Annotated in this window: 7 protein-coding genes; 6 read left to right on the top strand and 1 reads right to left on the bottom strand. The window is 69.3% G+C overall.

Translation table 11 applies throughout. The features are described 5' to 3' along the window. Both ASJ79_RS18475 and ASJ79_RS33275 read left to right on the top strand, forming a co-directional pair. Window positions 1–256, top strand: a 256-nt coding sequence (locus ASJ79_RS18475; RefSeq protein WP_231750914.1) for a hypothetical protein, incomplete at its 5' end; no start/stop codon positions are given. Window positions 257–309: 53 nt separating this feature from the next. Further along, window positions 310–465 (top strand): hypothetical protein, encoded by a 156-nt coding sequence (locus ASJ79_RS33275; RefSeq protein WP_197420270.1) that lies wholly within the window; start codon window positions 310–312, stop codon window positions 463–465. Here ASJ79_RS33275 and ASJ79_RS18480 read toward each other — a convergent pair. Next, the gene (locus ASJ79_RS18480; protein WP_067958201.1) at window positions 462–1,139 is read right to left on the bottom strand and encodes a DUF6766 family protein; all 678 of its coding nucleotides are present in this window, start codon (window positions 1,137–1,139) and stop codon (window positions 462–464) included. The two genes, ASJ79_RS33275 and ASJ79_RS18480, sit on opposite strands and share 4 nt — an antisense overlap. Before the next feature lie 43 nt (window positions 1,140–1,182). Between ASJ79_RS18480 and ASJ79_RS18485 the strand changes: the two genes are divergently transcribed. The 4 genes from ASJ79_RS18485 to ASJ79_RS18500 all read left to right on the top strand — a co-directional run. Further along, the gene (locus ASJ79_RS18485) at window positions 1,183–2,028 is read left to right on the top strand and encodes a CHAD domain-containing protein (RefSeq protein ID WP_067958203.1); all 846 of its coding nucleotides are present in this window, start codon (window positions 1,183–1,185) and stop codon (window positions 2,026–2,028) included. Between the two features lie 72 nt (window positions 2,029–2,100). Continuing rightward, window positions 2,101–3,018 (top strand): zinc-binding dehydrogenase, encoded by a 918-nt coding sequence (locus ASJ79_RS18490; RefSeq protein ID WP_067958206.1) that lies wholly within the window; start codon window positions 2,101–2,103, stop codon window positions 3,016–3,018. Continuing rightward, window positions 3,015–4,475, top strand: coding sequence for an aldehyde dehydrogenase family protein (locus tag ASJ79_RS18495; RefSeq protein ID WP_067958209.1), 1,461 nt, complete (start codon window positions 3,015–3,017; stop codon window positions 4,473–4,475). Before ASJ79_RS18490 ends, ASJ79_RS18495 begins: the two co-directional genes overlap by 4 nt. Before the next feature lie 63 nt (window positions 4,476–4,538). Continuing rightward, the coding region (locus ASJ79_RS18500; protein ID WP_197420271.1) for a nitronate monooxygenase at window positions 4,539–5,049 on the top strand (511 nt) is incomplete at its 3' end.

Consider the following 5,049-nt stretch of genomic DNA (forward strand, 5'->3'; position numbering starts at 1 on the left):
CGGGTGGTTCATCGGGCGCGCTGTCGCGGTGCAGAGTGCTGTTCATGACCGGGGCGTACCCGAGGCCGGCTGCGAGAAACCCGGCCGGCGCCCGGTGCGTCAGCGCTTCTTCGTCGCGGCGGTGTTCCTCGGCGGTGCGGCGGGCGCCGCGCTCGCGGCAGGTGTGGTGGCGACCCGCTGGTTCCCGCTGGTCTATCTCGTCGGCGCGGCGCTCGCCGTGCCGTTGACGGTGATCGCCTGGACGAACAAGCGCTGACGCACCGGGCGCCGGCCGGGTTTCTCGCAGCCGGCCTCGGGTACGCCCCGGTCATGAACAGCACTCTGCACCGCGACAGCGCGCCCGATGAACCACCCGAACGGCTCACCCCCGTCGAGGTTCCGGAACGTCTCGTCCCGGACGACGTGCCCGAGTCGCCGCCGGGGCCGTCCACCACTCCGGATCCGGGTCCGCCGCAGAAGTCTTAGGCGCTGGTCTCCCGGTCCGGTTCGGCGACGGGCTTGGACTCCGCCGACCCGCGCTGGCGCAGGAAGATCGACAGCCCGACGATCGCGGCGACCGCGACGAACTCGCTCTGCCAGTTCTGCATCGACTCGAACCAGAACTGGGAGGTCCGCACGTACTCCCACAGCGATATCGGGGCCTGGCCGTGTTGGACCTGTTCGTCGTTGTACGCCGCGGTCCCACCCACGGCGTGCAGCGCCCACGACGCGAAGAAGAGCACGAAGAACGCGATCGCCAGCGAATTCTCGTAGATCCGCAGCACCACGCCACCGCGCCGCACCGGCCACGGCGCGCTCATGTCGAACCGGGCGAGCCGCGGATCCCGGTCCTGCGGCGCCTTTTCGTCGATCGGTTTCGACTCCGAGGAACCCCGCTGATAGAGGAACGCCGTGAGCACGACGTACATCCCCATCTGCAGGAACTCCGATTCCCAGTTCTCGAACGTCGCCTCCACGAAGTCACCGCTGGCCAGGTACCCGATCACCGACACCGTCTCCGACGAACCGTGTTCCTGCTGTTCCTGGTTGTAGGTGGCAGCGCCGGAGACGATCATCCCGGCGAAAAACACCACGAACAGACCCAGACAGGCCAGCAACAGGCCGTGGTCGCGCAACCAGCTGCCGTTTCGGGCTTTCACCTGGTCAGGTGTACCCCGCTTTCGGGTCGGGTATGCGTCCGCAATGACCGCGCCCACGCTCCCGGAGACCGCGAAGACGACGCCACTGAGCCGATATCTCACCGAGCAGATCGACCTCGTGCTCGACGGCTTGATCGGGTTGAGGGAAGGCAGCGATCCGATCCATGACACCCGGGTCGCGATCCGGCGGGTCCGCAGTACGCTTCGGATCTTCCGAGAACTGCTCGACGAGGATGCCGCACGCACCATGGAGGCGGAACTGAAGTGGTTCGCCGGGCTTCTCGGCGAGGTGCGCGATCCGCAGGTACAGCGGCGACGGCTGCAGGCGGCGGTCAGGGAAATGCCCCGAGAGTTGGTGCTGGGACGGGTGACGGCACAGATCAAACGCGAGCTGCGCCGTATCGAGGCGCCGGCGCGCAACCGGGTCGCCGACGCGATGGAGACCACGCGGTATCGGGACCTGGTCACCGAGCTGCAGCGTTGGAGCGCCGCCCCGCCGGTGACCGGGCAGGCCGGCACGAAACTGTTGCGGCAGAAGGCGCGTAGCGCGGGCCGCAAAGCCGACCGTCGCCTCCAGAAGGCGCTCGACAGCGACGATGACGCGATGCTGCACCGCGCCCGCAAGGCCACCAAACGCGCCAGGTACGCCGCCGAGTTGATCCAGACCGGTGCGCCGTCGACGAAGGCCAAGCGGAATCAGAAGCACTACAAGAGAATTCAGAAGACGCTCGGCGATCTGCAGGACACCGTGGTCGCCCGGCCGATGCTGCGCCAGATGGGCGCCGGCGTCGGTACCCGATCCGGGGAGAACGGGTTCACCTTCGGCCTGCTCTACGGCCGGGAGGAGCAGCTCGCGCAGCAGTGCCGCGAAGCCGCGGCCGCGTTGTAACGAGCGCCGGCCCCTGTTTCGACCCGACCCTTCCGGGTAGCCGCACGGTCGGCACCAACGAAGGGAGAACCGATGCGCGCGGCAGTACTGGAGGCGGCAGGCCGGCCGCCCAGCGTGAAGGATTTCGAAGACCCTCAGGGCGACGACGTCGTCACCGTCACCCTGGCCGGCTGCAACCCCGTCGACCTCGCCCTGGCCTCGGGTGAGATGGGCGAGCCGGACGTGCCCAAGGTCGTCGGCAAGGAGGGCATCGGTGTCACCGCGGACGGTGCACGGGTGTACTTCGACTCACCACCGGCCCCGTTCGGGTCGTGGGCCGAGCGGACCCGCGTCAACCCGGAGAAGGTCTATCCCGTTCCCGACGGCGTCGACGACGACCTCGCGGTCGCGGTGGGTATCGCCGGGTTGGCCGCCTGGCTCCCGCTGACCCGGCACGCCGACGTCGCCCCGGGCCGGTCGGTGCTCGTGCTGGGCGCGACCGGCGTGGTCGGCACCATCGCGGTCCAGGCCGCCAGCATCCTCGGCGCGGGCCGCGTCGTCGCCGCGGGCCGCAACGAGTACGCGCTCGCCAAGACCCGCGAACTCGGTGCCGACGCGATCGTCCAGCTCGGCGGGGACGACGATGCCGGCGCATTGAAAACCGCGGCAGGACAGGGCTACGACGTGGTGATCGACATGGTCTACGGTGACCCCTTCCTCGCCGCGCTGGACGCCACGGCGCCCGGCGCCACGCTGATCACCGTCGGACAGGGCGCCGGCCGCGCGCCGGGGGTGCCCTTCGCGAAACTGATGGGCCGCACGCACATCGGGCACATGAACGACTTCATGCCCGCCGAGGTGCTGCACAAGGCATACCAGGAGCTCCTCGCACTGGCAGCCGCGGGACGAATCCAGGTCGAGACCACTCGCTACAGCCTCGACGAGGCTGAAAAGGCCTGGCAGGCGCAGTCCGAAGGCCCGCACGTCAAGATCGGAGTGGCCATCCCATGAGCACCTATCCCGACTTCGACACCATGCCGATCGGTGACCGTTGGCGCGCCGGCTCGTCGGGGAAGACCCGAGGCAGCACCGATCCGTACACCGGTGAGACGCTCGCCGAGATCGCGCAGGCCGACGAGGACGACCTGAACGAGGCCTACGCCATCGCGGTTGCCGCACAGCAGGAGTGGGCCGACAAACCACCCGCGGAACGGGCCGGTGTGATGCGCGCGGCCGCGGACGTGATGAGCGACCGCAAGTCCGAGATCGTCGACTGGCTGGTGCGTGAGACCGGCGGCACCGCCGCCAAGGCCGAACTGGAGTGGAGCCTGGTGCGCTCGGTGATGTGGGAGGCGGCGTCGATGCCGCACCATGTCGAGGGCCGCATCATGCCGTCGGACATCCCCGGCAAGGAGAGCCGCGTCTACCGCGAACCGGTCGGGGTGGTGGCGGTGATCTCGCCGTGGAACTTCCCGATGCAGCTGTCGAACCGGTCGGTCGCGCCCGCGCTCGCGGTCGGGAACGCGGTGGTGCTCAAGCCCGCCGGCGACACGCCGGTGACCGGAGGACTGCTGCTGGCACGGATTTTCGAGGAGGCCGGCCTGCCGCCGGGCCTGTTGTCGGTGGTCGTCGGTTCCGGCTCGGACATCGGCGACGCGATCGTCACCCATCCGGCGGCGCGGGTGGTGTCCTTCACCGGCTCGACACCGGTGGGCAAGGGGATCGCGGAGAAGGCCGGGCTGAAGAAGCTGGCACTGGAACTCGGCGGCAACGGCCCGATGGTGATCCTCGACGACGCCGATCTCGATCTGGCCGCGCAGGCCGGCGTGTTCGGGTCGTTCTTCCACCAGGGCCAGATCTGCATGATCGCCAACCGGATCATCGTCGACACCAGCGTGCACGACGAGTTCCTGGAACGGTTCCTGACGCGGGTCAAGGCGCTGAAGGTCGGCGATCCGCGTGATCCCGATGTGCAGCTCGGCCCGATCATCAACCCGTCTCAGCTGGAAACCATTCAGGACAAGCTCACGCGGGCGCAGGACGACGGCGCGGAGCTGGTGCTGGGCGGGCAACCGTTCGGTCCGACCGGCCTGTGTCTGCCGCCGCACGTGCTCATCGGCGGCAACAACGTGGCGACCGCACGCGAAGAGGTGTTCGGACCGGTGATCACGGTGCTGCGCGCCGAAGGTGAGGAGGACGCGCTGCGACTGGCCAACGACACCGAGTACGGGCTGTCGTCGGCGGTGTTCAGCCGGGACGTGAACCGGGCGGTGCGGTTCGGGCGCCGGATCCAGGCCGGTATGACGCACGTGAACGACTCGCCTGTCAACGACGACGCCAATACCGCGTTCGGGGGCGAAAAGGACTCGGGCATCGGGCGTTTCGGCGGCCAGTGGGCCATCGACGAGTTCACCACCGACCACTGGGTGTCGGTGCAGCACCAGCCCCGCCGGTACGCCATCTCGTAGTAACCGCGAGCCGACGGACCCGTCGCCCATAATGGGACGGTGCACACCCGGTGGTCGACGGCGATGAATCTGGACGTGCCGATCGTCAACGCGCCGATGGGCGGGGTGGCCGGCGGTGCACTGGCGGCCGCGGTCAGCCGGGCCGGCGCGCTGGGCATGATCGGCATCGGCAGTTCGGGGTCGGCCGCCCAGCTGCGACGGCACCTGACCCACACCGCAAACCTGCAGCGGCCCTTCGGCATCGGGCTCATCAGCTGGGTGGTCGAGAAGGATCCCGCCCTGCTGGGCACGGCACTGGAAGCCCGCCCGGCGCTGCTGTCGGTCAGCTTCGGTGACGACTGGTCCTGGGTAGCGCGCGCGCACGACGCCGGCTGTGTCACCGCGACTCAGGTCGCCGATCTGGACGCCGCGCGACGGGCCGTCGACGGCGGCGTCCAGGTCCTCGTCACCCGCGGCGCGCAGCATGTGGTCGACACCGACACCGTCGCGCCCGATCAGACTGCGCTGTGGGGATTCGGCCGGGCCGCGGCACTGGAGCTCCCGCATCTGTGGGGCGGGCTGGCCGATTTAACCG

The sequence above is a fragment of the Mycobacterium sp. NAZ190054 genome (genome assembly GCF_001545925.1).
Classification (GTDB): Bacteria; Actinomycetota; Actinomycetes; order Mycobacteriales; family Mycobacteriaceae; genus Mycobacterium.

Coding starts and splice junctions, on each gene's coding strand:
- ASJ79_RS18495 (WP_067958209.1), top strand. CDS start 3,015: ATGAGCACCTATCCCGACTTCGACACCATGCCGATCGGTGACCGTTGG.
- ASJ79_RS18485 (WP_067958203.1), top strand. CDS start 1,183: ATGACCGCGCCCACGCTCCCGGAGACCGCGAAGACGACGCCACTGAGC.
- ASJ79_RS18490 (WP_067958206.1), top strand. CDS start 2,101: ATGCGCGCGGCAGTACTGGAGGCGGCAGGCCGGCCGCCCAGCGTGAAG.
- ASJ79_RS33275 (WP_197420270.1), top strand. CDS start 310: ATGAACAGCACTCTGCACCGCGACAGCGCGCCCGATGAACCACCCGAA.